This window comes from Citricoccus sp. NPDC079358 (assembly GCF_040702545.1).
Classification (GTDB): Bacteria; Actinomycetota; Actinomycetes; order Actinomycetales; family Micrococcaceae; genus Citricoccus.
The window spans coordinates 150,997-177,274 of record NZ_JBFBLI010000003.1 but is presented as its reverse complement, the minus strand read 5'-3'; the positions used below and the strand labels follow the sequence as shown (position 1 = coordinate 177,274).

Genomic DNA, 26,278 nt, shown 5'->3' with positions numbered 1-26,278 from the left:
CCGAGCAGACACACCCCATCCCCGGAAAGGTGGCCCTCCCGTGACGTCCTCCCGGAATCGTTCCGGCCGGTCCGCGAGCTCGACGGCGGCCGGCACGGTCCGCCATCACCGGCCCCGGCCGTTCGCCCCGGACCAATTCGCCGCCTTCCAGGGTGGTTCCGACCCGGCCGCCACCGCCGAGGGCGCGGCGCTGCTGGCCCGCGCCCTGGTCGAGGGCGGCCGGTCCACCTCAGACCAGGCCGCGGTCCGGCGGCTGGTCGGCCTGGTCGAGGAGGCCGGGATCGACACCGTGGCCCAGTGGTGGGCCGATGCCCCGGCGGTCTCCCTGAGCGGTGTCCTCTGGCGGCTGTACGCCCTCCGCTCGGCGACGCTCCGCAACGGGGCCCAGTGGGCCGCCTGGTACCGAGCCGGCCACGAGGCGCATGTGGCCCGTGCCGTCGCGGGTCCGGTCGAACCGCCCGGCGCCCGCGAACTGCAACAACTGACGACCGACATCCTCACCGGGGCCTTCACCGGTGACTTCGACGTGGCTCTTGAGCGGGCCGCCGCCTACGGCCGGGTGGTCTGCCTCGGCCAGGCACATCACTCCGAGGCGCTCGAGGCCGGTCAGCCGGCCCAGGCCGCCGTCCTGCTGCGCCAGGCCAAACGGCTCCTGGGCACCGCCGAGGAACTCGAGGAGGCAGCGGCCGCCTGGCGCCGCGGCACGCTCGATTGAGCCGAGGGCTGACAACCCCGGCGCCGGTGGACATCTCCGCCCCCGACCGCGCACACTGGATATTGGTGTCGGGCCGCGGTAACCCCGGGCTCCAATATTCTGCCGCTACGAGCGGCCACTCGCCGAGAGGCGTTCCCGGTCCGGCACTGCCCCCTCTCGCGGGATACCCTCGTCCTTGATGAACCTCTCACTGTCCTCCCTCCTCGCCCCGGACACCGCCAGCCTCGAACACCTCGCGGCCCTGGCGGAGGGTCTGGGTGCCGCCGTGCACCAGGTCGCCCAGTTGATGGGCTCCTCCAAGACAGCCGCTGAGGAGGTCAGATCCCGCTTGTCCGAGATCGACAGCGAGGCCAGCGGGCGCCACATGGCCCTGCTCACCAGCCTGCGCAGTTCCTTCATCACCCCCCTGCCGCGCCAGGACCTCTACCTGATGGCGGATGGGCTCAACAACGCCGTGGAGAAGGTCTGCAACGCCGGACTGCTCATCGTCTCCACCGAGCAGTACCGGCTGCCCGCCGAGGCCATGGACATCCTGGAGACCCTCGGCCGGCAAGCCGAACTCCTCCAGGAGGCCACGGCCCAGTTCCGGACCCTCGACGCCCTTGAGGAGACCTGGATCCAGCTCCAACGCAATTCGAAGCGCGCCGAGCGCGTCATGGTCGAATGGGTCGCCGGGATGACCGGCGACCTGCTGCAGCGCAGCTACAACCGGCAGCGGGAGGCAGCGCACGCCGTGGATGCCGCCATCCTCGCCGTCCGGCAGATCACCGTTCACGTCGGCAGCGTCCTGGTGCAGGAATCCTGACGGACGTGTCCCCCCTCGTCCTGGTCCTGCTGTGCCTGGTCCTCGCCCTCACAGTCGGGTACGGGCTGCTCAACGGCATGCGGGATGCCCCCAACGCCATCGCCCTGCCCGTCCGCAGCCGGGCCCTCACTCCGGGGGTGGCCCTGCTCCTGGCCGCTGTGATGAACCTCGGCGGCGGCGTCCTGTCCGGTGGCCTGCTGACCGCCGTGTGGCAGGAACTCCCTCCGGCCATCCCCAGCGGCGGACCGGGCCTGCTGATGGCCGTCGTCGCCCTGGCCGTGGCGATCGCGTGGGGGTGGTTCGCCTGGCAGCGCGGCATGCCCGTGTCCATGACGCATGCCCTCATCGCCGGCCTCGTCGGGAGCGGCGTGGCCCTGACCGTGACCGGTGACGCGTCCTTCGAGGGGATCTGGTCCCCCGTGCTGGTCACCGCGATGCTGGTGGGGCTGCTGCTGACTCCGTTGCTGGGGAGCTTCCTGTCCTGGATCCTCGTCACCCCGGCCACCTGGGTGGCCCGCGATGCCGCACCCGGCACGGTCAACCACACCGCCCGCATGGGGCTGGCGATCACCGGAGCCGCCAACGCCCTCGGCCACGGCGTGCAGTCCGGCCAGCGCATGACCTTCATGATCGCCATCGCCCTGACCGCCATCGGCCGGCCCGATGCCATGGGCTGGTGGATTCCGGTGGCAGCCGGTCTCACCCTGGCCATCGGCACGCTGTTCGGCGGGTGGCGAGTGGCCCACACCCTCACGGAGAAGCTCGTGCACCTGGACCCGCTGCGCTCCGCGGTGGCCTCGGGCGTCAGCGCCGGGCTGCTGTTCGTGGGCTCGTTCGCCCTCCACCTGCCGTTGTCCTCCACGCACGCCGCGGCGGCGACCATCCTCGGCGCCGGCCAGAACCAGCGCTACACCGCGGTCCGCTGGCAGCAGGTCCAGCGGGTGATCGGCTACTGGCTCGCGAGCCTGGTGGTGCCGGCCGCCGTGGCACTCATCCTCGCCGCGGCAGCCAGCCCGCTGTTCTGAGCCGGAGCTGGGCCTGAGGCGGCCCACCCCGCCCGCGGCATCACCGGATGCGTGCGGCCACCGGCGCCCGGTTCCAGATGTGAGACGAGCCCCGGCCGCCGACGATCAGCCGAAGCGGCCGGAGACGTAGTCCTCGGTCTGCTTGTTGGCGGGATTGTTGAAGATGACCGAGGTCTCGTCGTACTCGATGAGCTTGCCCGGCTTGCCGGTGCCGGCGATGTTGAAGAACGCCGTCTTGTCCGCCACGCGAGCGGCCTGCTGCATGTTGTGCGTCACGATCACCACGGTGAACTCGTTCTTCAGCTCGTTGATCAGGTCCTCGATCGCCAGGGTGGAGATCGGGTCCAGGGCGGAGCAGGGCTCGTCCATCAGGATCACATCCGGCTCCACGGCGATGGAACGGGCGATGCACAGACGCTGCTGCTGGCCACCCGACAAACCCGAGCCGGGCTTGTCCAGGCGGTCCTTGACCTCGTTCCAGAGGTTGGCGCCTCGCAGGGACTTCTCCACGATCCCGTCCGCCTCCGACCGGGACATCCGGGCGCCGTTCAGCTTGTGACCGGCGAGGATGTTGTCCCGGATGGACATGGTGGGGAAGGGGTTCGGGCGCTGGAAGACCATGCCCACCTGAGTGCGGACGGTGACGGGGTCCACGCCCGTGGCGTAGACGTCCTCGCCGTCCAGGAGCAGCCGTCCCTCGGCGCGCGCCCCGGGGAGGACCTCATGCATGCGGTTGATGGTCCGCAGGAAGGTGGTCTTGCCGCAGCCGGAGGGACCGATGAACGCGGTGACGGACCGCGGCTCGATGTTGATGTTGACGCCTTCCACAGCCAGGAAGTTGCCGTAGTAGACGTTGAGGTCAATGGCTTCGATGCGCTTTGACATGGGGGAATTCCTCTGTCTTTCGTCTCTGCTCGGCTTAGCGGCCGGTCTTCTTCGGCGCGAACGCCTGGGCGATGATGCGGGCGGCCAGGTTCAGCAGCATCACGATGACGATCAGGACCAGGGCCGCGGCCCAGGCACGGTCTGCCGAGGGCATGCCGGCGGCCGGTGCGGTCGGGTTCATCAGCTGGCGGTAGATGAACACCGGCAGGGCCGTCATCCACTCGCCGAACGGATTCCAGTTGGTGGCCGCCGCATAGCCCGCGGTCACCAGGATCGGTGCCGTCTCGCCCGTGACGCGGGCGATGGCCAGGGTGATGCCGGAGGCGATGCCGGACATGGCCGTGGGGAGCACGACCTTGAAGATGGTCCGCCACTTGCGCACGCCGAGGGCGTAGGACGCCTCCCGGAGCTCGTTCGGGACCACCCGGAGCATCTCCTCGGTGGAGCGGACCACCACGGGGATCATCAGCACGGACAGGGCGATGGCCGCCGTCAAGCCCATCTTGATCATCTGGACGTGCCGCGGTGACTCCCCGATGAACGTGGTGATGAACAGTTCCACCAGGGCGAACGCGAACAGGCCGGCCACGATCGAGGGGATGCCGGTCATGACGTCCACGAAGAACACGATGGAGCGGGAGAACCAGCCGCCCCGGCTGTACTCCACCAGGTAGATCGAGGTCAGCAGCCCGATCGGTACCGAGATGATCGTGGCCATCAGCGTGATCATCAGGGTGCCGGCCAGTCCGTGCAGGAAGCCGCCTTGCAGGGAGCCGCCCTCGTTCTGCGTCGCGATGTCATCCGCGCCGGTCACGCCGTCCATGTCCGTCCAGAGCAGCTGCGGATTGGCCAGCAGGGTGGGCAGGCCGTTGGCGAACACGGTCCAGATCACGGAGATCAGCGGGATGAGCGCCAGGATGAAGGCGGACCACACGAGGTTGCGCCAGATCCCATCCGTGGCACGCCGCTTGTTCTTGATGACGCGAGTGGTGGCGTACATGCCGACGATGTAGAGGACCGCGGCGAAGATCAGCCAGCCGGTCCAGCTGAAGCTCCCGCCGCCCAGCAGGGCGGTGAGGCCGGCAGCGAGGACCAGTGCGCCGAGGGCGACGGCGATCCAGGTCCAGCGCGGCATCTGGCCGGCAGTCAGGGAATTCTTCCGGGTTCCGCCCGGCTGGGGTGCACCCCGCAGGGTGGTGTCAGTTGAGGTGGTCATCAGTTCGCTCCCGAGAATTCCTTGTGCCGGTTGACGATCCAGCGCGCGATCATGTTGACCACGAGGGTGATGATGAACAGCATCAGGCCGGCTGCGATCAGCTCGGACTGGCGCATGCCGAAGGCCTCGGGGAAGTTCAGCGCGATCTCAGACGGGATGGTCGCGTTCCGCCCGGAGGTGATGATGCTCCAGGAGAAGATGCCCGGGGAGAGCACCAGGGTCACGGCCATGGTCTCGCCGAGGGCACGGCCCAGGCCCAGCATGATCGAGGAGATGATGCCAGCCCGAGCGAACGGGAAGACGGTCATCTTGATCATCTCCCAGCGGGTGGCACCGAGTGCCAAGGCGGCTTCCTCGTGCAGCTTCGGGGTCTGGATGAAGATCTCTCGGCAGAGGGACGTGATGATCGGCAGGATCATCACGGCCAGCACGATCGCGGACGTCAGCAGGGCCCGGCCGGTGTTGCCGGCATCGCCGCCGAACAGCGGGATCCAACCCAGGTACTCGTGCAGCCACTTGTAGAGGGGCACCACGCCGCCGGCCAGCGTGGTCATGCCCCACGCACCGAAGACCACGGACGGGATGGCCGCCAGCAGGTCGATGACGTAGCCGACCGGGGTCGCCACCGACTTGGGGGCGTAGTGCGAGATGTAGAGGGCGATCCCGATCGCGACCGGGGTGGCCAGCAGGATGGCGATGATCGAGGCGATCAGCGTGCCGGCCATGAGCGGCCAGACGTACTGCCAGAAGGTGTCCGCGCTCTCGATGCTCTCCTCGTTGGAGAAGACCTCCGGCCACAGGGCCGGCAGGGACTCGATCACCAGGAAGATCGCGACGAACGCCAGGACCATCAAGATGACGACGCCGGCCGCCAGGGCCAGGCCGGAGAAGACCTTGTCCCCTGCGGCACCGCTGCGCGGTGCCGTGAGCGAGGACTTCTTCGCCGGCTCAGTGGCAGTTTCTGTCACGGTGACTCCCCTCGGAGTTCGTGGTGCGGGCTCGGGGCCCACATCTCAGGAATGGATAGCGTGTCAAGCATGGCACAGCCGCCGACCCTCCCTGAGAGGGGCGGCGGCTGTGCCGAGAGGCCGATCAGCACCGGCCGGAACGGGCGATGATCAGCCCTGGACGGAGATGGCCTGGATGGACTCCAGAGCGGCTTCGCGGGTGGCGTCGGAGATCGGGGCGTTACCCGCGGAGGACTCGGCAGCGGCCTGGCCCTCCTCGGACACCACGTACTCGCCGAAGGCCTTGGCCGTGTCGGCGGTCTCCTGGTCCTGGTACTGGTTGCAGAAGATGTGGTAGGAGACCAGCACGATCGGGTAGACGCCGGCCTCGGTGGTGGTGCGGTCGAGCTCGACGGCACCGGCCTCGCCCGGCGCAGCCTTCTCGACGGCGGCGGCGGCGGCATCGGCGGAGTACGGCACATACTCGTCGCCGACCTTGACGGCCACGGTGCCGAGCTCGCCGATCTGGGAGGCGTCGGCGTAGGTGATGGCACCGTCCGTGGACTGGGCCAGGGAAACCACACCGGAGGTCTGCTGGGCGGACTCGGCGGTGATCTCAGAGGGCCAGGTCTCGACGACGTCGTAGGTCCAGGACTCCGGCGCCGCGGCCGTCAGGTAGTCGGTGAAGTTCTCGGTGGTGCCGGAGTCATCGGCGCGGTGCACCACCGTGATGTCGGTGTCCGGCAGCTCGGCGTCCGGGTTCTGATCGGCGATGGCCGGGTCGTTCCAGGTGGTGATCTCGCCGGTGAAGACCTGGGCGATGGTCTCGGCATCCATGTTGACCTCGTCGACACCCTCGAGGTTGAACGCCACGGCGACCGGGGAGATGTAGGACGGGACGTGGAAGACGCCCTCCGGGCCGCAGACCTCCTCGGCGGAGGCCATCTCCTCTTCGTCCATCGCGGCGTCGGAGCCGGCGAAGGAGTACTGGCCGGCCAGGAAGCCCTCACGGCCGGAGCCGGAGCCCACCGGGTCGTACTGGACGGTCAGGTCCGGGTAGACCTCGGTGACACCGTTGGTCCAGGCGGTCATGGCGGACTCCTGCGAGGAGGCGCCACCACCGATCAGGGTGCCCGAGACCTCGGCCGGGGCGCCCGACTCGGAGCCGGCCGAAGCGGAGGACTCGGAGCCACCGTTGCCGCCGCAGGCGGTCAGGGCCAGAGCGGCGACAGACAGGACGGCGGCGTAGCGCCCGATGCGAAGAGCCTTCAAGGAATTGCCTCTTTCGAGTTCGATGACAGTGCAGGCGAGGCCGATCACCACTGCTTGTCCGAGTGGCAACTGACGAAGCAGGGCAGGGATGCCGATGGCCTCGATCCATGAGAAAGCTATGGGGGCAAGGTGACGCGCGGGGCGGTGCAAGATTAACGCGAGCTTAACGAGTCCCCGGCACCCCCGCCGGCACCGAGGGCACGGTGGGCGGTCAGGCCAGTAACCGCGCGGAAGTCCTCGCTTCCTGCGGTCATTTCCTGGACGGCGTGAGTAATCTCACGCCGCCGCGGTCCCCCTCCGTGTCCCGCCAGGGCTCCTCGGCGGTCCCCTGACGACGGTGCCGGCCCTGGTCGATCGTCCGCCGCGCCGGCCGGCCCGGCCTAAGCTAGTCGGCATGGAGCAGCAGCCCGCGTCCGGCTCCTCCTGGACGAGAACATTGACGACGGCCCGGCAGTCGTGGGCCCGCACGTGGTCCTTCGCCACCCGCCGGGCACGCTCGGGCGCCTCCCGGGTCACCTCGGCGCTGGTCCCGGCCGCTGTCACGGCCCTCTGCGCCGTGTTGGCGTACGTCTTCGCCGAGCTCGTCCTGGGCCACGAGGATCCCCTCTTCGCCGCCACGGCGGCGCTCATCGCTCTGGGATTCAACCGGGACCCCAAGGTCCGCAAAGTCATCGAGGTAGCCGTGGGATGCACCCTCGGCATTCTCATCGGCGACCTCATGCAGGCCGTGCTGGGCCAGGGCTACTGGCAGGCCGTGCTGGTGGTCTACACCTCGATTCTGGTCGCCCGTTTCATCGATTCCGGGGCCACCTTCACCCTCCAGATGAGCTTGCAATCAGTCTTGGTGGTGCTCCTGCCCGCCGCGCAGGGCGGGCCGTTCACGCGCAGCCAGGACGCCGTCGTCGGCGGTTTCATTGCTCTGGTGGTGACCTTGCTGATGCCGAAGAATCTGCGCAAGGAGGCGGCCACGGGCTTGCGGGACCTGTACGGGACGCTCACGGGTGCCCTGCGTGACTGCTCCGAGGCGCTGCGCTCCCATGAGTCCCGGACCGCGTGGATGGGCCTGGTCGCCTGCCGCGGCACGCAGACCGCCGTGGAGAACCTGCGCAAGGATGTCAAGAACGCCCGCGAGCTGGCCACGTTCTCCCCCACCAAGCGCCGCGCCCGGCCGGAGCTGGACGAGACGGCCCACACCGTGGAGATGTCCGACCTGGCGGTGCGGAGCATGCGCGTCGTCGCCCGCCGCGTCATCAGCGTGATCGACAACGGCGCCCTGGATGACGAGGGGACCGGACTGCTGGCGGACTGGTTCGACGAGGCCGCGGACGCCGTCGGGATCCTGGGCCGGTCCCTGGGAGAGCCGGCGGCAGCCGGTCGGCACAAGTCGCTCTCCGTGGCGCGGGGCGCCCTCGGCGGGGCGGCCGCGCGGCTCGATCCGGCCGAGCTGGGTGCCACCACCCTGCACGCCGAGGCGCTCGTCATGCTGCTGCGCCCCATGATGGTCGATCTCATCGAGGCCACCGGCGCCTCCCACGACGAGGCCGTCGGGTACCTGCCCCGCCTCTGAAGCCGGCCCCTGGGGCGCTCAGCATCAGCGTGTCCGTGGGCGGCAGTAGCCTGGGTCCATGGCGACGAAGACCAGCAAACGTGCGAACCCGGGCTACCGCTGCAGCGAGTGCGGGTGGACGACCGCCAAGTGGGTGGGGCGGTGCGGCGAGTGCCAGGCCTGGGGCACGGTGAGCGAGGCCGGCGCGGATGCCTCCTCCGGCCGGACCCCCGCCGCCACGGTCGCGACTCCGGCCGTGCCGATCGGGGAGATCGACGCCTCCCAGGCCCGCTTCCACACCACCGGGGTGTCGGAACTGGACCGGGTGCTCGGCGGCGGCCTGGTTCCGGGCGCGGTGGTGCTGATGGCCGGCGAGCCCGGCATCGGCAAATCCACCCTGCTGCTGGACGTGGCCGCCAAGGTGGCCCGGCACCGCCGCCCGGAGGGGTCCACGCGGTCCGTCCTGTACGTGACCGGGGAGGAGTCCGCGGCCCAGGTGCGGCTGCGTGCCGACCGGATCGGCGCCGTCGCCGACACGCTGTTCCTGGCCGCCGAGACGGATCTCGGACGGGCCCTGGGCCAGATCGAGAAGGCCGAGCCGGACCTGCTGATCGTGGACTCCGTCCAGACCCTGCAGTCCCAGTCCGTGGACGGCACCGCCGGAGGCGTCACCCAGGTGCGCGAGGTGGCGGCCAGCCTGATCAATGAGGCCAAGAGCCGGAACATGACCACCGTGCTCGTGGGCCACGTGACCAAGGACGGCTCCATCGCCGGCCCCCGCCTCCTGGAGCACCTGGTGGACGTGGTCTGCCAGTTCGAGGGCGAACGGCACTCACGCCTGCGCCTGGTGCGGGCCGTGAAGAACCGCTATGGGCCGACGGACGAGGTGGGCTGCTTCGACCTGGGGGACGCCGGCATCGTCTCCCTGGAGGATCCCTCCGGGCTGTTCCTCTCCGGGACCCTGAACCCCGTGGAGGGCACCTGCGTGACGGTGACCCTGGAGGGCCGGCGCCCCCTGGTGGCCGAGGTACAGTCCCTGCTGACGCCGTCCGGGCAGGGCAGCCCCCGCCGGACGGTCAGCGGGCTGGACTCAGCGCGCATCAACATGATCCTGGCCGTCCTGCAGCGTCGTGCGGGCTTCCCCCTGAACCAGGACGACTGTTACGTGGCCACCGTGGGCGGGGTACGGCTGACCGAGCCGGCGTCGGACCTGGCGGCGGCCCTGGCCATCGCGAGCGCCAAGCTCAATGCCGTGGTACCCAAGGGTCTGATCGCCTTCGGGGAACTGGGGCTGGCCGGCGAGGTCCGCCCCGTGCCCGGCATCGGCCGGCGCATCCGGGAGGCCGCCCGGCTGGGATTCCGCCGCGCCGTGGTGCCCAAGTCCCCCGAGCCGCTGGGTGAATTGCCAGACGGCGTGGCGGTGGCCGAGGTCCGCACGCTGACGGAGGCCCTGGAGACCATGAAGGACTGGGCCTCCTGAGCCGGCGTGCTCCAGGTTCCCGGCTCGGTCACTGCAGGTTGAACGACACCGGCTGGGCCTTGAGCTCCCCCAGGGACACCTCGAGGCGGTAGGTGCCGCTGCGGGGCTCCGAGGAGGTCTCGCCGCAATCCTCGGCGGAGCGCACGCGCGGCCAGGTGAACCGGGCACGCTCCTGCTCATCCGGGGAGATCTCCACCAGGGCGTCCTGGCCGTCCACCTGGCAGTCCTCCGTGGAGAAGATCCGGTCCGAGCCGGAGTACACGGTGAACACCTGCTGCGTGGTGCCGAGGTTCGCCTCGCAGGGTTCCTCACCCGTGTTGTCCACGCGCAACTCCAGGACGGGGTCCTCCCCCTCCCCGTAGGCCGGCTGGTCCGTCGCGGCGGAGATCACGATGTCCCCGGGCGGGCAATTGCCCGTGGCCGCGGCCTCTCCGGAGGACGAGGGCGAGTCCGAGGGGTCGTCGCCGGCCCCGTCGGTGGCGCCGGAGTCGGGCGCGGTTCCCGTCGCGGACACCGAGGGTGATGCCGAGGCCTCGCCGGAGGGGGCGGTGGCCACGCTCGGGGCCGATGCCGGCGCGGGGGCGTCCTCGCCGGCGGCCGGGCGGAAGAGCGAGACGAGCCACCAGACCAGCCCCACCACGATCGCCAGGACCACGACGAGCAGCACCAGGGCGACCAGCCGGCGACGGCGGTACACCGCACTCGATTGCGGTCGCAGCAGGTCGTTGTTTCGGGGCTCACCGGGCATACCCCCCAGCCTAGGGACCGCGGTGGCCGGTCCCGGACTGGCCACGCCGAGGATCGTCAGGGCCCACTACAGTAGACGGCATGTCTGCGCCGGTGATCACGTCCACCCTTCACCACCGGATCAACGACTGGTTCTCCGCCCACGCCCGGGATCTGCCGTGGCGTGATCCCGAGTGCAGCCCCTGGGGCGTCCTCGTCAGCGAGATCATGCTCCAGCAGACCCCCGTGGTGCGGGTGCTGCCCGTCTGGACGGCCTGGATGGAACGCTGGCCCACACCGCGAGACCTGGCCGCAGCGCCTGCGGGCGAGGTCATCCGTGCCTGGGGCCGGTTGGGCTACCCGCGGCGGGCCCTCCGCCTGCAGGCTGCCGCCGTGGACATCGCCGGCTCTCACGGGAACCGGGTGCCGGACCGTGTCGACCACCTCCTCGCCCTGCCCGGCGTCGGCGCCTACACCGCCGCCGCCGTCGCCTGCTTCGCCTTCGACCAACCTCAGGTGGTGGTGGACACCAACATCCGCCGGGCGCACGCCAGAATGGTCTCCGGCCGCGCGCTGCCGGAGAAGTCCCTCACCACCGCCGAGATGGCCCTGGCCCGGGACCTCATGCCCGAGGATCCGGAGCAGGCCTGCCGGTGGAATGCGGCGGTGATGGAGCTGGGGGCGCTGATCTGCACGGCCCGCTCCCCCCAGTGCGAGCTCTGCCCGGTGGCGGACCTCTGCGCCTGGCGAGCGGCAGGGATGCCGGAGCCGCACTACAAGCCCACGGGACAGGCCTGGGCCGGCACCGACCGCCAGGTGCGCGGCGCCGTCATGGCCCTGCTCCGGGACCGCGGCTCGGTGACGCTCTCGGCCCTTCCCGCCCTCACGACGTCGGCCGGCACGCTGGGTGCGCATCGCCCCGAGGCCGCCCAGTACGAGCGGTGTGTGGACGGCCTGGTGTCAGACGGCCTGGCCGTCCGGGACGACAACGGCCCGGAGGCCCTGCTCAGCCTGCCTGGCTGAGGGCCCCCGGGCCGCCCGGTGCCAGAACCCGCCTCTGCCGTCTCGACGGCCGGCTGTGGTTCCGGCGACAGCGTGGGTCAGTTCTTCTTGTCTCCGCCGAAGAGGTCCTTGGCAGCGTCCTTGACGTCCTCGACCTTGTCCTTGATCCCGGCCTTGGCCTCATCGGCCCGGCCCTCGTTCTTCAGACGGTCGTTGTCCGTCACGTCACCCAGACCCTGCTTGGCCTGGCCCTTGACCTCGTCAGCCTTGTTCTCAAAGCGATCTCCGGTACCCATGGTCTCCTCCTCGCTACGGTGGATGGCCGGCTCCCGCCGACCCTTGCCCCTGCAGTCAAACACGTCACCCCGAGCCGTGGCTACAGGGAGATGATCATGCGGGTGTTGCCGAGGGTGTTGGGCTTGACGCGGGCCAGGTCCAGGAACTCGGCCACTCCCTCGTCCTGGGAGCGCAGCAGCTCGGAATAGACCTCCGGGTCGACGACGGTCTGATCTGCCATGACCGTGAATCCGTGGCGGCGGAAGAAGTCGACCTCGAACGTCAGGCAGAACACCCGGCCCACGCCCACGGCGCGGGCCCGCTCCAGCAGCTGGTCCAGGATGCGGTGGCCCACCCCGTGGCCGCGCCACTGACTCGACGTGGCCAGGGTACGCACCTCGGCGATGTCCTCCCAGATCACGTGGAGGGCGCCGAATCCCGCCAGCGTGCCGTCCGGCGCCTCGGCCACCGTGAACTCCTGGATGGCCTCGTAGTAGGCCACGGCCTCCTTCTGCAGCAGCACGCGATCACGGGCCAGCGGCTCCACGAGGGCGCGGATGGCCTGGACGTCCTGCGTCCGCGCGGGCCGGATGGCGAGTTCAGTGGAGTCCATCCGTTCAGTGTAGAACCGCGGCAGCGGCATCACCGCCCCGGACGGCAGAGGACCCGCCCCTGAAGGGGCGGGTCCTCTCGGCAACTGATGCCGTCACGTCAGCTCCGGGCTGACGGTGGTGGGCGACTCCTACGGCCCGGAGGTCGAGGCCTCGATCTCCGGGTGTTCCGGAGCCGCTTCCAGGGCCTCGGGCTGGTGGGCGACGTCGAAAGTGAGCTTGGCCGTCTCCGCCTCGCCTTCCAGACCCACGCTGATGGCGGAACCGGGGGTGATCTCCCCGAAGAGGATCCGCTCGGAGAGCTGGTCCTCCACCAGGTGCTGGATGGTGCGGCGCAGCGGGCGGGCACCCATGGCCGGGTCGTAGCCCCGATTCGCCAGGAACTCCTTGGCCGGGGTGGACACGCTGATGGTGAGGTCCTGCTCGTCCAGCCGCTTCTGCAGCCGCGCGATGAACAGGTCTACGATCTGCACGATCTCGCCCTTGGACAGCTGCGGGAAGACGATCACGTCATCGACGCGGTTGAGGAACTCCGGCCGGAAGTGCTGGCGCAGCTCCTCCTGGACCTTGCCCTTCATCCGGTCGTACCCGGTCTGGGTGTCCGCGGCGGACTGGAAGCCCGTCATGACGCCCTTGGAGATGTCCTTGGTGCCGAGGTTCGTGGTCATGATGATCACGGTGTTCTTGAAGTCCACCACGCGGCCCTGGGAGTCGGTCAGACGGCCGTCCTCCAGGATCTGCAGCAGCGAGTTGAACAGGTCCGCATGGGCCTTCTCCACCTCGTCGAACAGCACCACGGAGAACGGGCGCCGACGGACCTTCTCCGTCAGCTGGCCGCCTTCCTCATAGCCCACGTAACCGGGAGGGGCACCGAAGAGACGCGAGACGGTGTGCTTCTCCTGGAATTCGGACATGTCCAGCGTGATAAGGGCTTCCTCGTCACCGAACAGGAACTCGGCCAGCGCCTTGGCCAGCTCGGTCTTGCCGACGCCCGTGGGCCCGGCGAAGATGAACGAGCCGGAGGGGCGGTTCGGATCCTTCAGGCCCGCGCGGGTCCGGCGGATCGCCTGCGACAGCGACTTGATGGCCTCGTTCTGGCCGATGACCCGCTGGTGGAGTTCGGCCTCCATGTTGCGCAGGCGGTCGGTCTCCTCCTCGGTGAGCTTGAAGACCGGAATGCCGGTGGAGGTGGAGAGCACCTCGGCGATGAGATCGTCATCCACCTCGGCGATGCCCTCGGTGACGGAGGTCCGCCATTCCTCTTCCTTCTGGTTGCGCTCGTCCGTGAGCTTCTGCTCCTGGTCGCGCAGGTTGGCAGCACCCTCGAAGTCCTGGCCGTCGATGGCGGCCTCCTTCTCGGCGCGGACCTCGGCGATCCGAGCCTCGAACTCCTTGATCTCCGGCGGCGTGGTCATCCGCTTGATGCGCAGCCGCGCCCCGGCCTCGTCGATCAGGTCGATGGCCTTGTCCGGCAGGAATCGGTCCGAGACGTACCGGTCAGCCAGGGTGGCCGCCGACTTCAGGGCCTCATCCGTGATCGAGACCCGGTGGTGTGCCTCGTAGCGGTCACGCAGCCCGCGGAGGATCTCGGTGGTCTCCTCGACGGACGGCTCGTTGACCTGGATCGGCTGGAAGCGGCGCTCCAGCGCGGCGTCCTTCTCGATGTGCTTGCGGTACTCGTCCAGGGTGGTCGCACCGATGGTCTGCAACTCGCCGCGGGCCAGCATCGGCTTCAGGATCGAGGCGGCGTCGATGGCGCCCTCGGCGGCACCCGCACCCACGAGGGTGTGGATCTCATCGATGAACAGGATGATGTCCCCGCGGGTGCGGATCTCCTTGAGGACCTTCTTGAGGCGCTCCTCGAAGTCACCGCGGTAACGGGAACCGGCCACCAGCGAACCGAGGTCCAGCGTGTACAGCTGCTTGTCCATCAGGGTTTCCGGGACATCGTTGCGGACGATGGCCTGGGCCAGGCCCTCGACCACGGCGGTCTTGCCGACGCCGGGCTCACCGATCAGCACGGGGTTGTTCTTGGTGCGGCGGGAGAGCACCTGCATGACCCGCTCCATCTCCAGGGCACGCCCGATGACCGGGTCCAGCTTGCCCTCACGGGCGGCGGCGGTCAGGTTGCGGCCGAACTGGTCCAAGACCACCGAGCCGGCCGGGGCACCCTCGGACTGGCCGCCGGCGGAGACGCCGGCGCCTGCGGTCTCCTTGCCACCGGCACCGCCCTGGTAGCCGGACAGCAGCTGGATGACGGTCTGGCGGACCCGGTTCAGGTCAGCGCCCAGCTTCACCAGCACCTGGGCGGCCACGCCCTCGCCCTCGCGGATCAGCCCCAGCAGGATGTGCTCGGTGCCGATGTAATTGTGGCCCAGCTGGAGCGCCTCACGCAGGGAGAGCTCCAGGACCTTCTTCGCCCGCGGCGTGAAGGGGATATGGCCGGACGGGGTCTGCTGACCCTGGCCGATGATTTCCTGGACCTGCTCGCGCACGGCACCCAGGGAGATGTTGAGCGACTCGAGGGCCTTGGCGGCCACTCCTTCGCCTTCGTGGATCAGACCGAGCAGGATGTGCTCGGTACCGATGTAGCTGTGGTTGAGCATCCGCGCTTCTTCCTGCGCGAGCACCACCACCCGCCGGGCACGGTCCGTGAATCTCTCAAACATGGGGCACACTCCTTGCTGACTGTGGTGTCGATGCTACGCACCGCAAGACGACTTCGGGCGGCTGTTCGCCACTGGGAGAACAGCCGCCCGAAGGGCCGTGGGTGAAGCGCGGAGGCGGGGGCGGAGCCGACCGTCCTACCGCGCCACCGACTACTTCTTCGCGTTCCGGTACGCCTCGACGATGTCGCGGTGCAACCGTCCCCGGCGAGAGACCTCGTAGCCGTTGTCCGCGGCCCATTCACGGATCTTCGCCGCCTCATTGGCGGGAGCCGGTGGGGCCACGGCGCGGGCCTTGCGGATGTACCCCTTCAGGGTCGTCCGCAATTCCTTGGCGTGCTCCGTCGACAGGTCGATTTCATAGTGACGTCCGTCCAAGGAGAACTGAACGGTTTCTTCGGCCGGTGTTCCGTCCAGATCGTCAACCAAGACCACTTCCACTTTCTGTGCCAAGACTCCCCCTAGGTGTTCTGCTTTTCTCTCTCCAGCATCCGTTCAATCGGCCGCAGTGATTCACGGACAATGTATCGGCAATCTGGAATCTGATCCACTGATCTTGATCCGAATACCGAGTATTGCGGAAAGGATAAGAAACCTTCAACTCAGACGGGCTTGCAGCCGGTTATTCCATGCGAACTCACAGGTTCGAAAAGCGCGATCATTTCGAGCAGCAAAGACCCTGATCGCCTTCTTTCACTCCCGATGTGACAGGGCATTCCCGGATCAAGGAGTGACATATTCGTGCGCCCCTGGCACCGGAAGGGCATTGTTCTATCGGGTATCCGTTTTCCGCTCGGTCGCTGAATCCGGTTCTGCACGCTGGCGGGCCCACTCCTGCGCCTCACGTTCCTCGAGTTCCGCCTTGGCCTGGCGCTCTCCGGTGTCCACTCGGAACACCGAGCGCATGACGAGCCAGAAGATCAGGGCGAGCCCCACAGAGGGGGCCAGGACGGAGAAGTATTCCCAGAAACTGGCCATCAGTGTCCACCCCCGGGGGTCTCAGGCTTGAGCAACGGGAAGAGGATGGTCTCCCGGATGCCGGCGCCGGTGAAGAGCATGACGAGCCGGTCGATGCCGAGACCGATGCCACCCATGGGCGGGGCCCCGTACTCCAGGGCCCGCAGGAAGTCCTCGTCGAACTGCATGGCCTCGTCGTCACCGGCGGCTGAGGCCCGGGATTGCTCCACGAGCCGTTCGCGCTGGATGACCGGGTCGATCAGTTCGGAGAAGGCGGTGCCGCGCTCCATGCCTCCGATGATCAGGTCCCAGGCCTCGATGACCCCCGGCTGGTCCCGGTGCGGGCGCGCCAGCGGCTGCGCGGCAGGCGGGTAGTTGTAGACGAAGGTCGGGTTGATCAGGGTCGGCTCGACGATCTCGCCGAACAGCTCGAGAACCATCTTCTCTGCATCCCAGAACGGATCGAACCTCACCTCGTGCTTCTCGGCGACCGACCGCAATTCCTCGACGGCGGTCTCTGGGGTGATCTCCTGGCCCACGGCCTCGGACAATCCGGGGTAGACCTCGATCCAGGCCCACTCCCCACTCAGGTCGATCTCACCCTGGGCGGTCTCGATGAGACGGCCCGCGCCCACGGCGTCGGCGGCGTTCAGGATCATCTCCTTCATGCGGTCCGCCATGACGTACATGTCCGCCCAGGCCTCGTAGGACTCCAGCATGGTGAACTCGGGCGAGTGCGTGGAGTCCACGCCCTCGTTGCGGAAGACGCGGCCGATCTCGAAGACCCGGTCGATGCCGCCCACGACGGTCCGCTTCAGGTAGAGCTCCGTGGCGATGCGCAGGGTCATGTCCTGGCCGAAGGCATTGAGGTGCGTCTCGAACGGGCGGGCGTGCGCGCCGCCGTGCACGAGCTGCAGGATCGGGGTCTCGACCTCCACGTAGTCCCGTGTTTCCAGGGTGGTGCGGATGGAACGGATGATGGCCGCCCGGGTGTGCACCATCTTCCGCGCCTCGGGCCGCACGATCAGGTCCGCATAGCGCTGGCGGACGCGGGTCTCCTCGTTGAGTTCGGCGTGCAACACGGGCAACGGGCGCAGGGCCTTGGAGGCCATCTGCCAGGAGTCGGCCATGATGGACAGCTCACCGCGGCGCGAGGCGATGACCTCGCCGCTCACGGCCAGGTGGTCCCCGAGGTCCACGAGGCGCTTCCAGTCCGCGAGGGAGTCCTCGCCGACGTTCGCCAGGGAGACCATGACCTGCAGGCGGACGCCCTCGCCGCCGTCGTCGCCCACTCCTCCCTCTTGAAGGGTGGCGAAGCACAGCTTGCCGGTGTTCCGCAGGAACACCACGCGGCCGGCAACACCGACGCTGTCTCCGGTCTCCGTGCCCGGCTCGAGGTCGGGGTAGGCCTCGCGGACCTGCTGCAGGGAGTGGGTGCGCCCGACGGTGACCGGGTACGCCTCGCGCCCGGCGGCCAGCATCTCGGCGCGCTTGTCATGGCGCACCTGGCGCTGGTCGGTGGTGCTGGTGGGATTGTCCGTGCTCACGGTCATCCAGTCTACGTGCCCCCGGCGGGACGCCAATTGCCGCTACAGCCCCGCCCGCCTCACCAGATGGTGACGCGGTCCTCCGGGTCCAGCCACATCGCGTCACCGGGTTCGGTGCCGTAGGCCTCGTGGAACGCGTCCAGGTTCTTCACCACCTGGTTGCAGCGGAACTCGTTGGGCGAGTGCGGGTCCGAGGTGATGCGCGTGATGGCGGTCTCCGCGCGGGTCAGCTGGCGCCAGCACTCGGCCCAAGAGGCGAAGAACGCGCGGTCCTGCTCGCGGGAGGCCTCGTCGGCGTCGGCCCGCTCGGCAGGGCCGTCGGTGTCCGGGAGACCTTCGGAGCCGGATGCCTCGCGGTCAGCGTCCGCACCGCCCCCGCTGCCCTCACCGGGGTTTTCCTCACGCCAGATGGCCAGCGCCTGGGAGGCGATGCCGAGTCCGCCCAGGTCGCCGATGTTCTCGCCGAGGGTGAGCTCGCCGTTGACGTGGTGCTCGGGGGCCTCGGCGGGGCTCAGCACCTCGTACTGGCCGACGAGCTGGGCGGTGCGTTCCTCGAAGGCCGCACGGTCGGCGTCGGTCCACCAGTTCTGCAGGGAGCCGTCGCCGGCGTACTGGGAGCCCTGGTCGTCGAAGCCGTGGCCGATCTCATGGCCGATGACCGCGCCGATGGCCCCGAAGTTCTCCGCCGCCAGGCGGTTCGGGTCGAAGAACGGGGGCTGGAGGATGGCGGCGGGGAACACGATCGCGTTCTCCAGCGGAGAGTAGTAGGCGTTGACCGTCTGCGGGGTCATGTGCCATTCCTCCGGGTCCGGCCCCGTCTCGATCTTGGCGAGGTCGCGCTCGAACTCGAAGGCGTGGGCGGCCCGGACGTTGGCGATGAGGTTCTCCGGGTCCACCGCCAGAGACGAGTAGTCGATCCACTTCACGGGGAACCCGACCATGGGCTTGAACATGGACAGCTTCTCCAGGGCCTTCTGGCGGGTGTCCTCCCCCATCCAGTCGAGGGTGCTGATCGACCGGCGGTAGGCCTCGATGAGGGCGGAGATGAGGCCGTCCATGGCGGCCTGGTGGCCGGCCGGGAAGTGCTTGGCCACATACAGCCGGCCGACATCTTCTCCCACGGCACCGTTGACGAAGGCGACGCCGCGCTTCCAGCGGGGCCGGACCTCCTCGGTGCCGGCGATCTTGCGCCCGTAGAACTCGAAGTTCTCATTGACGAAGGCCTCGGTCAGGTAAGGAGCGGCGGACCGGAGCAGCTGGAGCTGCAGCCACCGCTTCCACGTGTCCAGGTCCTCCTCCAGGAGCAGCGTCTGCATGGCGGCCAGGAAGTCCGGCTGCCAGGCGACGACCTCGGCGCTGCGGCCACCGGTGGCGCCGACGCCCTCGAGCCAGCGGTCGGCCAGCGGGAAGGCCTCCAGCAGGGCCTGCCGGTCCAGGAGGTTGTACCGGGCCACGGCGTCACGGACCTTGACGACGTCCCAGTGGGCGGCGGCGATCTTGGTCTCCAGGTCCACCACCCGGTCCGCGTCCCGCTCGGCCTCGTCGCGGTCCCCGCCGATGCCGGCGAGCATGAAGACGTTGTCCACGTGCTGGCGGTAGTCCGTGACCAGGTCCGCGAACTTCTCCTCGCGATAGTAGGACTCGTCCGGCAGCCCGAGGCCGTCCTGGATCAGGTGCAGCAGCATGCGCTCGGGGTTGCCGGCGTCATTCAGGGAGCCCGTGCCGATCAGTCCGCTGACGCCGGCACGCTGCAGCTGCCCGGAGAGATGGATGAGCTCCTCCGGGGTGGAGACGCCCTCGATCTGGGCGAGGTCGGCGACGATCGGTTCGAGGCCGCGCTCCTCCACTCCTGATTCGTCCATGAAGGAGGCGTAGAGGGCGCCGATCCGGCGGCGCGCACCCTCGTCGTCCGGCCCCGCGGTGAACGAACCGGACTCACGCCCCGCACCCGGGCCGGACCAGAAGTGCGCGGCCGCGTCCTCGGCGATATGCCGCACGGCCAGCTCCGAGGCATCGCGCAACTCCATGAACGCCCCGTAGGCGCCCTGGTCCGCGGGGATCGAGTTGGACTGCAGCCAGGCGCCGTTGACGTGCCGGTAGAGGTCCTCGCGGGCGCTGGGCTGCCGGGATGGGGTGGTTTCAGTCACGGATGCTCCTAGGAAGGGCCGGGCATGTCCACCGATCCTAGCGGCGAAGGGCCCCGACTCAGACGAGCGACTGCAGCCGGGCCAGGGACTGGTCCATCTGGTCGGAGCTGATGGCGGGGAAGATGTTCTTGGCCAGCAGCTCCTGGTCGGTCACGTGGGACCAGTCGTAGGTCAGGGAGACCTCCGTGGTGTCCTGGTCCACCGGCTCCAGCTGGTACACCCACTGCCAGCCGCCCGGCTCCCCGCCGACGGGGCCCGGCTTCCAGCCCACCAGCTTGTTCTCGTCATAGGCCACCACGTGGTTCTCACGCTGGTAGTCGCCGCCCTGGGATGCGGCGTGCATGTTCATCACGAACGTGTCACCGACCTGCTGGATGCGCTGGGACTTCTCATCGGCGCGCACCATGTCGGAGCCGTCGAATTCCTGATGCCGGGCCGGCAGGGTCAGGATCTGGAAGATGTCCTTGGCCGGGGCCTCGATGGTTCGGGTGACGGTCTGCTTCTTCTCGCCGTGTGCGGTCTCGTTCATCGTCATGCTGCACCCTAAACACGTCCGGCCCCCGACTTTCAAGGGCGGTGGCGCTCCGGCCGGTCAGACGGAGCACCGGTGAGCCCCCTGCATCCCGGCTACAGCCCGGGCTCACGCCCGGTGGCCGGCAGGATCATGTTGTCGATGAGCCGGACCGATTCGACGGTGGCGGCCACCAGGGCCAGCGCCTCCTGTGTCAGCGGGGCGGCGAGCTGCTCGGCGCCCAGGGGTTCCAAGGTCGAGTGGTCCACGATCTCCAGATAGTCCAGGACCGCCAGGGGCTCGGCCCGGACCAGTGCACGGGCCGCCTCGAGGTCGACGGGACGGCCGGCGTCGGCGGCTTGGCGCAGGGATTCCAGGGCGCGGTGCAGCACCAGGGCGGCCTCCAGCCCTGCCGGCGACAGCCGGGTGTTCCGGCTGGAGAGCGCCAGACCCTCCGGTGAGCGGACCAGCGGGACGGGGCAGATCTCGAGGTCGAAGTCCAGGTCCGCCCGCATCCGGCGCAGCACCGCCAGCTGCTGGGCGTCCTTCTGGCCGAAGTAGCTGCGCAGCCGGGCCGGAGCCGGTGGCATCGCGGCGTGCCAGAGCTTCGCGACGACGGTGCAGACGCCGTCGAAATGCCCCGGCCGGGCGGCTCCTTCGAGGACCTCACCCATGTGGCCTGCGGTGACGGTGACCATGGGTGCGTCCGGGTAGCCGGGGTACATCTCGTCCAGGTCCGGGGCGAAGACCAGTTCGCAGCCCTCGGCACCCAGGATCGTCCGGTCCGCCTCGAGGGTGCGCGGGTAGTTCTCCAGGTCGGATGGATCACCGAACTGCAGGGGATTGACGAACACGGAGGCGATGACGAGGTCGTTCTCTTCGCGGGCCTGCCGGACCAGGGCCGCATGGCCGCCGTGCAGCGCTCCCATGGTCGGGATCAGCCCCACGGTGGGCTCCGGCACCCCGGCGTCGACGGCGGCCCGCACCCTCTCCGCGAGCGCGGCCGTGAATGACGCCCGGGTGGTGTGCACGGCAGGCAGGTGACCACTGCCCGGGGCCGGCCGGCGGGCCGTGTCCTCCAGGGTCAGGCCGGTGCCGGCGGGGACGGGGGTGCGGTCGGGAACGCGGTCGAGCGGGGTCACGGTGCGAGTCTACGGAGGTTCCGGCGGGGTGCCGCCCGTCGAGTCGTCAGGTGGCGTGGCGATAGGCCCTCCATCGCCACCACAACTCCCGACTCGATGCCCCGGCCCGATGTTCCGGGCCGAGGGTGCGGGCCGAGTTTCCGGCCCGGGGCTCCGGTCCGGTCCCGAGCCGCGCGGGGTCACCGGGGTGACTGGTCCAACAGGTCCAGCAGTTCCGCCACCCTCGCCTCGGACAACGCGCCGCGGGCCAGGGCGCGCTGTGCGGTCGCCGTGGCCATAGCCCGGTAGGCCTGCCCGACGTCGGCCGGGATCCCCTCGGCGGCGAGCACCTGCAGGTGCCGGCGCACCGTGCCCACGTCACCACGGGCCACCGGCCCGGTGAGGGCCCCGTCCCCGTTGGCGAGGGCGTTCTCGAGGGAGGCGTTCAGCAGCGGGGAGAGCATCCGGTCGGTCTGCTCCACCCCGATCGAGGCCAGGACCTGCGCGGCCTGCGCGGTCAGGGTGACGAGGTGGTTCGAGGCGTGCGCCAGCGCCGCGTGGTAGGTTCCGCGGTCCGCCTCGGCGATGACGGCCGGTTCTCCGCCCATCTCCACCACGAGGGCCTGGGCCACCGGCAGCACGATCGGATCCGCGGTGACCCCGAACATGCAGTCCTGCAGCCGGGCCAGGTCCAGGGTCAGGCCGGTGAAGGACATGACGGGGTGGATCGCAAGCGGGATCGCCCCCGAGGCCCGCACGGGGTCCAGCACGGAGACACCGTGCGCCCCCGAGGTGTGGACCACGAGGTGCCCGGTCTGAAAGTGACCGGCCTCGGCGAGTCCGGAGACCAGGTCCGGCAGGACGTCGTCGGGGACCGCCAGCAGCACCATCTCGGAGCGGCGCAGGATCTCCGGGATCTCGAGCACCGGCACCTCGGGCAGCAGGGACTCCGCCCGGCTGCGAGAGGCCTCGGAGACGGCGTGCACGCCAGTCACGGCATGGCCGGCGTTGCGCAGAGCGGCCCCCAGCACGGCACCGACCTTGCCGGCCCCGATGACGCCGACGCCCAGCCGGCCCGGCCGGTTCTGCGGCCCAGCGGCCCAGGGCTGGGTGCTCACTGTTCGATCACCTGCTGCGTGCGCTGCTCGAAGCGGGCCAGCTCCTCCTGGCGCATCCACTGATTGCGGTCCCGCATGCGTCGGGAGACGGCGGCGATGTCCGCCTCCTCGTGGAACAGCCGGACGGCGACGTCCACCTCCGCGTGCGGCAGCATCGGCACCACGGGGCCCGCGGTGGAGTGGAACCGCAGGGTGGCCACGCGCAGTCGGCGTTCGAGGGGGCCCTGGTGCAGGCCGATGGACTGGATCCGCTCGTGCGGCATGAGCACCAGGTGGCGCTCCAGCCGGCCCGAGCGCAGCAGGACCATGGTGTCCGTGGACCGGTAGGCGTTGCGCTTCCAGGTCAGCGGGTCCAGCCACCGGACGCGCCGCGGGGACGGCGTGAAGCCCTGCCCGTCACCGCTGCCGGTGATCCCCGCACGGATGACCTCCGGCGCGTCCTCCACGCCCGGGTCCGGTGCCACCACGGAGAGCACGCGCAGGACGTCCTCGATCGTCCCGACGGGCAGCACGGTGGACTTGTCGGCGCCGCTGCCCTCGGTCACGGCACCGTAGCCGGCCACGTTGACGCTCATCCTGTACCAGCCGAAGGCCCGCCAGAGCAGGCCCTGGCTGATGCGCACCGCCTGGACACGGCCCGGCGGCACGGTCTGCTGGGAGGTCTCGAGCAGGCCGTACCGCAGGCGCAGCCCGTCGGGCGAGGTGGCCACGGTGAAGTTGTAGCCCTTGTTGAAACCGCCCCACGCGACGCCGACCAGGGAGAACACGAAGGGCAGCAGGACGAACAGCAGGATCAGCCACCAGCTGTCCTCACCGTCCTGCGGGACGGTCAGGTCCAGGATCCAGGCGCCCAGCACCAAAACGACGACGATCGAGATCATCACGATCATCGCCGTGGACAACAGCACCGACCCGATCATCCGGCCCACGGGGACCTTGAGCATGATGTGCTCGGGTGCCTCCGGGAGGGAGTGCTGCGGGACCGTCGCCGGGCGCTGGCCCTCGCCCGGCCCCGGACGTGGGCCGTCACCGCGGTGATCGCCGTGGTCCTCGCCCTCACCCTGGCCCGCCGGCTCGGCCGCCGCCGCCGCGCCACGCTGTGCGACCTCCTCGGGGTCCGCCCCGGCGCGGATGCCGGCGGCGCGGCCCATGATCTCAGCGCGGAGGATGCGGGCCTCGTCCTCCTTGATGAAGGCCAGCTGCATGGCCGTGCTGCCGCCATCCGCCGCCTCGAACTTCAGTTCCGCGAGCCCGAAGGTGCGCGCCAGCAGGGGCTGACGGATGTCCACGGCCTGCACGCGGTCATAACGCACGCGCCGGTGCTGCCGGAAGATCACGCCGGTGTCCAGCAGGACCTGTTCCTCGGCGAGCTGGTACTTCGTGAAACGCCAGGAGAAGTAGTAGATGATCACCATGACCACGAACACGGCACCGTAGATGGCCAGGGTGATCCACAGTCCTTCGGCGGCCTGGAACTCGCCCTGGCCGACCAGCGTCCGGACCAGGTCCTCCCCGAAGGACTGGGTGGCGACGAAGAGCATGGCCACGAGGACCACCCAGCCACGCACCCAGGGACTGATGGGATGGACCCGGTGCCAGGCGCCGTCGGCCGCCTCCGGACGGCCCGCGCCGGGTGCCGGCTGAGGCGATGCGGCCGGCCGGACGCCTGCCGTCTCCTCCGGATCCCGCGGCGCCGTCACAGTCCGGCCAGACGTGCCTGTCCGCGGGCCATGAGCTGGTCGCGGAGCCGTTCACTGTCCTCGGCCGGGATACCCTCGATGGTGGCGTTGGTGGCCGCGGAGGCGGTCTGCAGTTCCAGGGAGCGGATGCCGAAGCGCCGCTGCACGGGACCCTCCTTGATGTCGAGGTACTGGAGGCGGCCGTAGGGGACGGCCAGCACGCGGCGGAACCAGAGCCCGGACTTGAACACGAAGTCGTCCTCACGCTCGGCGTAGCCCATGGCGCGCACCCGGCGGGGGACGAGGACCAGGTCCACGAGGCCCCAGACGAGTACGACCCCCGGCAGCCCCCAGGCCAGCCAGGCTGGATAGGCGGGCCAGAGGTCCACCAGCATCAGGACCAGCGGGACGGCCAGGACCGCGGTGATGATCACCGTGGTGAGGCCCGTGGAGAGGAGATGGGCTGGAACCAGCTTCGGGGATACCGGGGTCCACTCCACCTGTTCGAGGCCAGCCACATCATGCGTTGTCCGTTCGGGCATATCCGCCTTCCCCCTCCGCGCCGTAGGCGGGTCCGGACTGTCCCCGGCGCCCCTCGCCCTTCCGGCCGTTTGCGTCTGTGGTGCCGTCCGCCCCGTCTTCCGGAGGTAGGCGACAGAATTGCTCCACGATGTACCCCACGATAACCAGAACCAGTCCCCCGACCACCATCAACAGGGCGTCGTTCACGGTGGGGGTGCCGAAGCCGGTGGCCGAGGTCAGGTAGACGAGGACGCCCCCGTGCCAGCCGGCGATCAGCGATCCCGCGTAGGCGCCGGCCTGCGCCAGGGCCAGGGTCCGAGTGGCGACGAGCGGGTTCATCCGGGCTGCGGGCGGGCGCTTCTTGTCCCGCTGGACGCGGATGCCGAGCACCAGCACCAGCAGGGCGACGGACCCGAGGGTGATCGTGGAAGAACGCACCAGCACCGGTGCGACCACGCCCGCCTCGGCCGTGAGCAGCGCGGCCACCCAGCCCAGACCACCGGAGACGAGCAGGATCAGCAGCAGCCACAGGGGACGGATGCCGCTCACGAGGCCGGCCCCTCGGTGCCGGTGGGCAGCCGCCGCACCGAGCCGGCGTCGTCCGCCTGTGCGGCCAGGTCCGCGACGCGCGCACCGCCGAGGGTGGCCTGGGGGTCCGCCCAGGACCACGGGGCGAGCACGAACGCGCGCAGATGGGCGCGAGGGTGCGGAAGGGTGAGTTCGGGATCGTCCGAGGTGAAGTCCGCGTAGGTGATCACGTCGATGTCCAGGGTGCGCGGCCCCCAGCGCACCTCGCGGGTGCGGTGGTGCGTGCGCTCGATCTGCTGGCCGGCGGCGAGCAGCGCACGCGGGGACAGATCCGTCATGAGGGTCAGCACGAGGTTCAGGTAGTCGGGCTGGCCCGGGGGGCCACCCACCGGCCGGGTGACCGCCACCGGGGACACCCCGGTCAGCTCGATCCCCGGGATCTCGGCGAGTTCGCGGACCGCTGCCGCGAGGGTCGCGGCCGCCTCTCCCAGGTTCGCGCCGAGTGCCAGCACCGCCGGGACCGGGGCGGACGGGGCGCGGTCGAGGTCCGGCCCGTGAGGCCAGGTCCCGTCGGCGGGCGAGGTCACGTCCGGCTCCGGAAGACCGTGACCGCGACGTCGGCGAAGTCCGCCTCGATGGGGGCGTGCGGTTTGTGCACGGTCACCTCGACAGCGGTGGCCACGGGCTGTTCGGCGAGGAGCGTCCGGGCGATGCGGTCGGCGACGGTCTCGATGAGGTCGAGGGACTCCCCCGTGATCACGCCGAGCACCGTCTCGGCGACCTGGGCGTAGTTGACGGTGCGGGCCAGGTCGTCACCGGCGGCGGCCGGTGCCGCGTCCAGGTGCACCACCACGTCCGTGGTGAAGTCCTGTCCGTCCCGTTTCTCCTCGGCGAAGACCCCGTGGAAACCCCGGGCGGTGAGCCCGGTGAGGGTGATGCGGTCGGACGGGCCACCGCCGGTGCTGTCGACCACGGT

Annotated in this window: 26 protein-coding genes; 6 read left to right on the top strand and 20 right to left on the bottom strand. The window is 69.7% G+C overall.

Annotated features, from left to right (window positions below; all coding sequences use genetic code 11):
• Window positions 1–40: 40 nt before the first annotated feature.
• From AB0333_RS05510 to AB0333_RS05500, 3 genes are all read left to right on the top strand, one after another.
• Entirely contained in the window at window positions 41–715 is a 675-nt protein-coding gene (locus tag AB0333_RS05510) for a hypothetical protein (RefSeq protein WP_366217705.1), read from the top strand.
• A gap of 178 nt (window positions 716–893) precedes the next feature.
• Entirely contained in the window at window positions 894–1,520 is a 627-nt protein-coding gene (locus tag AB0333_RS05505) for a hypothetical protein (protein WP_366217704.1), read from the top strand.
• A gap of 5 nt (window positions 1,521–1,525) precedes the next feature.
• Window positions 1,526–2,545 (top strand): inorganic phosphate transporter, encoded by a 1,020-nt coding sequence (locus AB0333_RS05500; protein ID WP_366217703.1) that lies wholly within the window; start codon window positions 1,526–1,528, stop codon window positions 2,543–2,545.
• A gap of 105 nt (window positions 2,546–2,650) precedes the next feature.
• Here AB0333_RS05500 and pstB read toward each other — a convergent pair whose 3' ends face one another.
• The 4 genes from pstB to pstS all read right to left on the bottom strand — a co-directional run bounded on the left by pstB (window position 2,651) and on the right by pstS (window position 6,865).
• Window positions 2,651–3,430, bottom strand: coding sequence for a phosphate ABC transporter ATP-binding protein PstB (gene pstB / locus AB0333_RS05495; RefSeq protein WP_188804931.1), 780 nt, complete (start codon window positions 3,428–3,430; stop codon window positions 2,651–2,653).
• Between the two features lie 34 nt (window positions 3,431–3,464).
• Window positions 3,465–4,646, bottom strand: a complete 1,182-nt coding sequence (gene pstA / locus AB0333_RS05490) for a phosphate ABC transporter permease PstA (RefSeq protein ID WP_366217702.1) — start codon at window positions 4,644–4,646, stop codon at window positions 3,465–3,467.
• Window positions 4,646–5,614, bottom strand: coding sequence for a phosphate ABC transporter permease subunit PstC (gene pstC / locus AB0333_RS05485; RefSeq protein ID WP_366217701.1), 969 nt, complete (start codon window positions 5,612–5,614; stop codon window positions 4,646–4,648). The genes pstA and pstC overlap by 1 nt, the downstream gene beginning before the upstream one ends.
• Window positions 5,615–5,764: 150 nt before the next feature.
• Window positions 5,765–6,865, bottom strand: a complete 1,101-nt coding sequence (gene pstS, locus AB0333_RS05480) for a phosphate ABC transporter substrate-binding protein PstS (RefSeq protein ID WP_366217700.1) — start codon at window positions 6,863–6,865, stop codon at window positions 5,765–5,767.
• A gap of 394 nt (window positions 6,866–7,259) precedes the next feature.
• Here pstS and AB0333_RS05475 point away from each other — a divergent pair, with 394 nt between their 5' ends.
• Entirely contained in the window at window positions 7,260–8,432 is a 1,173-nt protein-coding gene (locus AB0333_RS05475) for an FUSC family protein (protein ID WP_366217699.1), read from the top strand.
• 58 nt (window positions 8,433–8,490) lie between these two features.
• Entirely contained in the window at window positions 8,491–9,891 is a 1,401-nt protein-coding gene (gene radA, locus AB0333_RS05470) for a DNA repair protein RadA (protein ID WP_366217698.1), read from the top strand.
• 28 nt (window positions 9,892–9,919) lie between these two features.
• Here the strand turns inward: radA and AB0333_RS05465 are convergent, their stop codons facing one another.
• Complete coding sequence (locus tag AB0333_RS05465) at window positions 9,920–10,639, bottom strand: hypothetical protein (RefSeq protein WP_366217697.1); 720 nt, start codon at window positions 10,637–10,639, stop codon at window positions 9,920–9,922.
• 80 nt (window positions 10,640–10,719) lie between these two features.
• Here AB0333_RS05465 and AB0333_RS05460 point away from each other — a divergent pair, with 80 nt between their 5' ends.
• Complete coding sequence (locus AB0333_RS05460; protein WP_366217696.1) at window positions 10,720–11,640, top strand: A/G-specific adenine glycosylase; 921 nt, start codon at window positions 10,720–10,722, stop codon at window positions 11,638–11,640.
• A 77-nt stretch (window positions 11,641–11,717) separates the two neighbouring features.
• Here the strand turns inward: AB0333_RS05460 and AB0333_RS05455 are convergent, their stop codons facing one another.
• The 15 genes from AB0333_RS05455 to folB all read right to left on the bottom strand — a co-directional run bounded on the left by AB0333_RS05455 (window position 11,718) and on the right by folB (window position 26,275).
• Window positions 11,718–11,915 carry a CsbD family protein gene (locus tag AB0333_RS05455; RefSeq protein ID WP_366217695.1) on the bottom strand — a complete coding sequence of 66 codons (198 nt, stop codon included), beginning with the start codon at window positions 11,913–11,915 and terminating at the stop codon, window positions 11,718–11,720.
• Between the two features lie 80 nt (window positions 11,916–11,995).
• Complete coding sequence (locus AB0333_RS05450) at window positions 11,996–12,508, bottom strand: amino-acid N-acetyltransferase (protein ID WP_366217694.1); 513 nt, start codon at window positions 12,506–12,508, stop codon at window positions 11,996–11,998.
• 129 nt (window positions 12,509–12,637) lie between these two features.
• Window positions 12,638–15,175, bottom strand: a complete 2,538-nt coding sequence (locus AB0333_RS05445) for an ATP-dependent Clp protease ATP-binding subunit (protein WP_366217693.1) — start codon at window positions 15,173–15,175, stop codon at window positions 12,638–12,640.
• Window positions 15,176–15,325: 150 nt separating this feature from the next.
• The gene (locus AB0333_RS05440) at window positions 15,326–15,625 is read right to left on the bottom strand and encodes an Lsr2 family protein (RefSeq protein ID WP_366217692.1); all 300 of its coding nucleotides are present in this window, start codon (window positions 15,623–15,625) and stop codon (window positions 15,326–15,328) included.
• Window positions 15,626–15,943: 318 nt separating this feature from the next.
• Window positions 15,944–16,150 (bottom strand): hypothetical protein, encoded by a 207-nt coding sequence (locus AB0333_RS05435; RefSeq protein WP_366217691.1) that lies wholly within the window; start codon window positions 16,148–16,150, stop codon window positions 15,944–15,946.
• Window positions 16,150–17,676, bottom strand: coding sequence for a lysine--tRNA ligase (gene lysS, locus AB0333_RS05430; RefSeq protein ID WP_366217690.1), 1,527 nt, complete (start codon window positions 17,674–17,676; stop codon window positions 16,150–16,152). Before lysS ends, AB0333_RS05435 begins: the two co-directional genes overlap by 1 nt.
• Before the next feature lie 59 nt (window positions 17,677–17,735).
• On the bottom strand, window positions 17,736–19,823 hold the full coding sequence (locus tag AB0333_RS05425; protein ID WP_366217689.1) for a M13-type metalloendopeptidase: 2,088 nt from the start codon (window positions 19,821–19,823) through the stop codon (window positions 17,736–17,738).
• A 58-nt stretch (window positions 19,824–19,881) separates the two neighbouring features.
• A complete protein-coding gene (locus AB0333_RS05420) occupies window positions 19,882–20,358 on the bottom strand; it encodes an SRPBCC domain-containing protein (RefSeq protein WP_366217688.1) in 477 nt (158 codons plus the stop codon).
• A gap of 92 nt (window positions 20,359–20,450) precedes the next feature.
• Window positions 20,451–21,476, bottom strand: coding sequence for a pantoate--beta-alanine ligase (gene panC / locus AB0333_RS05415; protein ID WP_366217687.1), 1,026 nt, complete (start codon window positions 21,474–21,476; stop codon window positions 20,451–20,453).
• A gap of 179 nt (window positions 21,477–21,655) precedes the next feature.
• Window positions 21,656–22,573 carry a DUF2520 domain-containing protein gene (locus AB0333_RS05410; RefSeq protein WP_366217686.1) on the bottom strand — a complete coding sequence of 306 codons (918 nt, stop codon included), beginning with the start codon at window positions 22,571–22,573 and terminating at the stop codon, window positions 21,656–21,658.
• A complete protein-coding gene (locus AB0333_RS05405) occupies window positions 22,570–24,273 on the bottom strand; it encodes a PH domain-containing protein (protein ID WP_366217685.1) in 1,704 nt (567 codons plus the stop codon). The genes AB0333_RS05410 and AB0333_RS05405 overlap by 4 nt, the downstream gene beginning before the upstream one ends.
• Window positions 24,270–24,794 carry a PH domain-containing protein gene (locus AB0333_RS05400; RefSeq protein ID WP_366217684.1) on the bottom strand — a complete coding sequence of 175 codons (525 nt, stop codon included), beginning with the start codon at window positions 24,792–24,794 and terminating at the stop codon, window positions 24,270–24,272. The genes AB0333_RS05405 and AB0333_RS05400 overlap by 4 nt, the downstream gene beginning before the upstream one ends.
• Entirely contained in the window at window positions 24,772–25,323 is a 552-nt protein-coding gene (locus AB0333_RS05395) for a DUF3180 domain-containing protein (protein ID WP_366217683.1), read from the bottom strand. The genes AB0333_RS05400 and AB0333_RS05395 overlap by 23 nt, the downstream gene beginning before the upstream one ends.
• On the bottom strand, window positions 25,320–25,889 hold the full coding sequence (gene folK, locus AB0333_RS05390) for a 2-amino-4-hydroxy-6-hydroxymethyldihydropteridine diphosphokinase (RefSeq protein WP_366217682.1): 570 nt from the start codon (window positions 25,887–25,889) through the stop codon (window positions 25,320–25,322). Before folK ends, AB0333_RS05395 begins: the two co-directional genes overlap by 4 nt.
• Window positions 25,886–26,275, bottom strand: coding sequence for a dihydroneopterin aldolase (gene folB / locus AB0333_RS05385; RefSeq protein WP_366217681.1), 390 nt, complete (start codon window positions 26,273–26,275; stop codon window positions 25,886–25,888). The genes folK and folB overlap by 4 nt, the downstream gene beginning before the upstream one ends.
• Window positions 26,276–26,278 lie beyond the last annotated feature (3 nt).

Bases quoted from the DNA above. Each gene is read 5' to 3' on its own strand.
- AB0333_RS05505 (WP_366217704.1), top strand. From the start codon at position 894: ATGAACCTCTCACTGTCCTCCCTCCTCGCCCCGGACACCGCCAGCCTC.
- pstB (WP_188804931.1), bottom strand. From the start codon at position 3,430: ATGTCAAAGCGCATCGAAGCCATTGACCTCAACGTCTACTACGGCAAC.
- pstA (WP_366217702.1), bottom strand. From the start codon at position 4,646: ATGACCACCTCAACTGACACCACCCTGCGGGGTGCACCCCAGCCGGGC.
- AB0333_RS05475 (WP_366217699.1), top strand. From the start codon at position 7,260: ATGGAGCAGCAGCCCGCGTCCGGCTCCTCCTGGACGAGAACATTGACG.
- radA (WP_366217698.1), top strand. From the start codon at position 8,491: ATGGCGACGAAGACCAGCAAACGTGCGAACCCGGGCTACCGCTGCAGC.
- AB0333_RS05465 (WP_366217697.1), bottom strand. From the start codon at position 10,639: ATGCCCGGTGAGCCCCGAAACAACGACCTGCTGCGACCGCAATCGAGT.
- AB0333_RS05460 (WP_366217696.1), top strand. From the start codon at position 10,720: ATGTCTGCGCCGGTGATCACGTCCACCCTTCACCACCGGATCAACGAC.
- AB0333_RS05455 (WP_366217695.1), bottom strand. From the start codon at position 11,915: ATGGGTACCGGAGATCGCTTTGAGAACAAGGCTGACGAGGTCAAGGGC.
- AB0333_RS05450 (WP_366217694.1), bottom strand. From the start codon at position 12,508: ATGGACTCCACTGAACTCGCCATCCGGCCCGCGCGGACGCAGGACGTC.
- AB0333_RS05445 (WP_366217693.1), bottom strand. From the start codon at position 15,175: ATGTTTGAGAGATTCACGGACCGTGCCCGGCGGGTGGTGGTGCTCGCG.
- AB0333_RS05435 (WP_366217691.1), bottom strand. From the start codon at position 16,150: ATGGCCAGTTTCTGGGAATACTTCTCCGTCCTGGCCCCCTCTGTGGGG.
- AB0333_RS05420 (WP_366217688.1), bottom strand. From the start codon at position 20,358: ATGACGATGAACGAGACCGCACACGGCGAGAAGAAGCAGACCGTCACC.
- AB0333_RS05400 (WP_366217684.1), bottom strand. From the start codon at position 24,794: ATGCCCGAACGGACAACGCATGATGTGGCTGGCCTCGAACAGGTGGAG.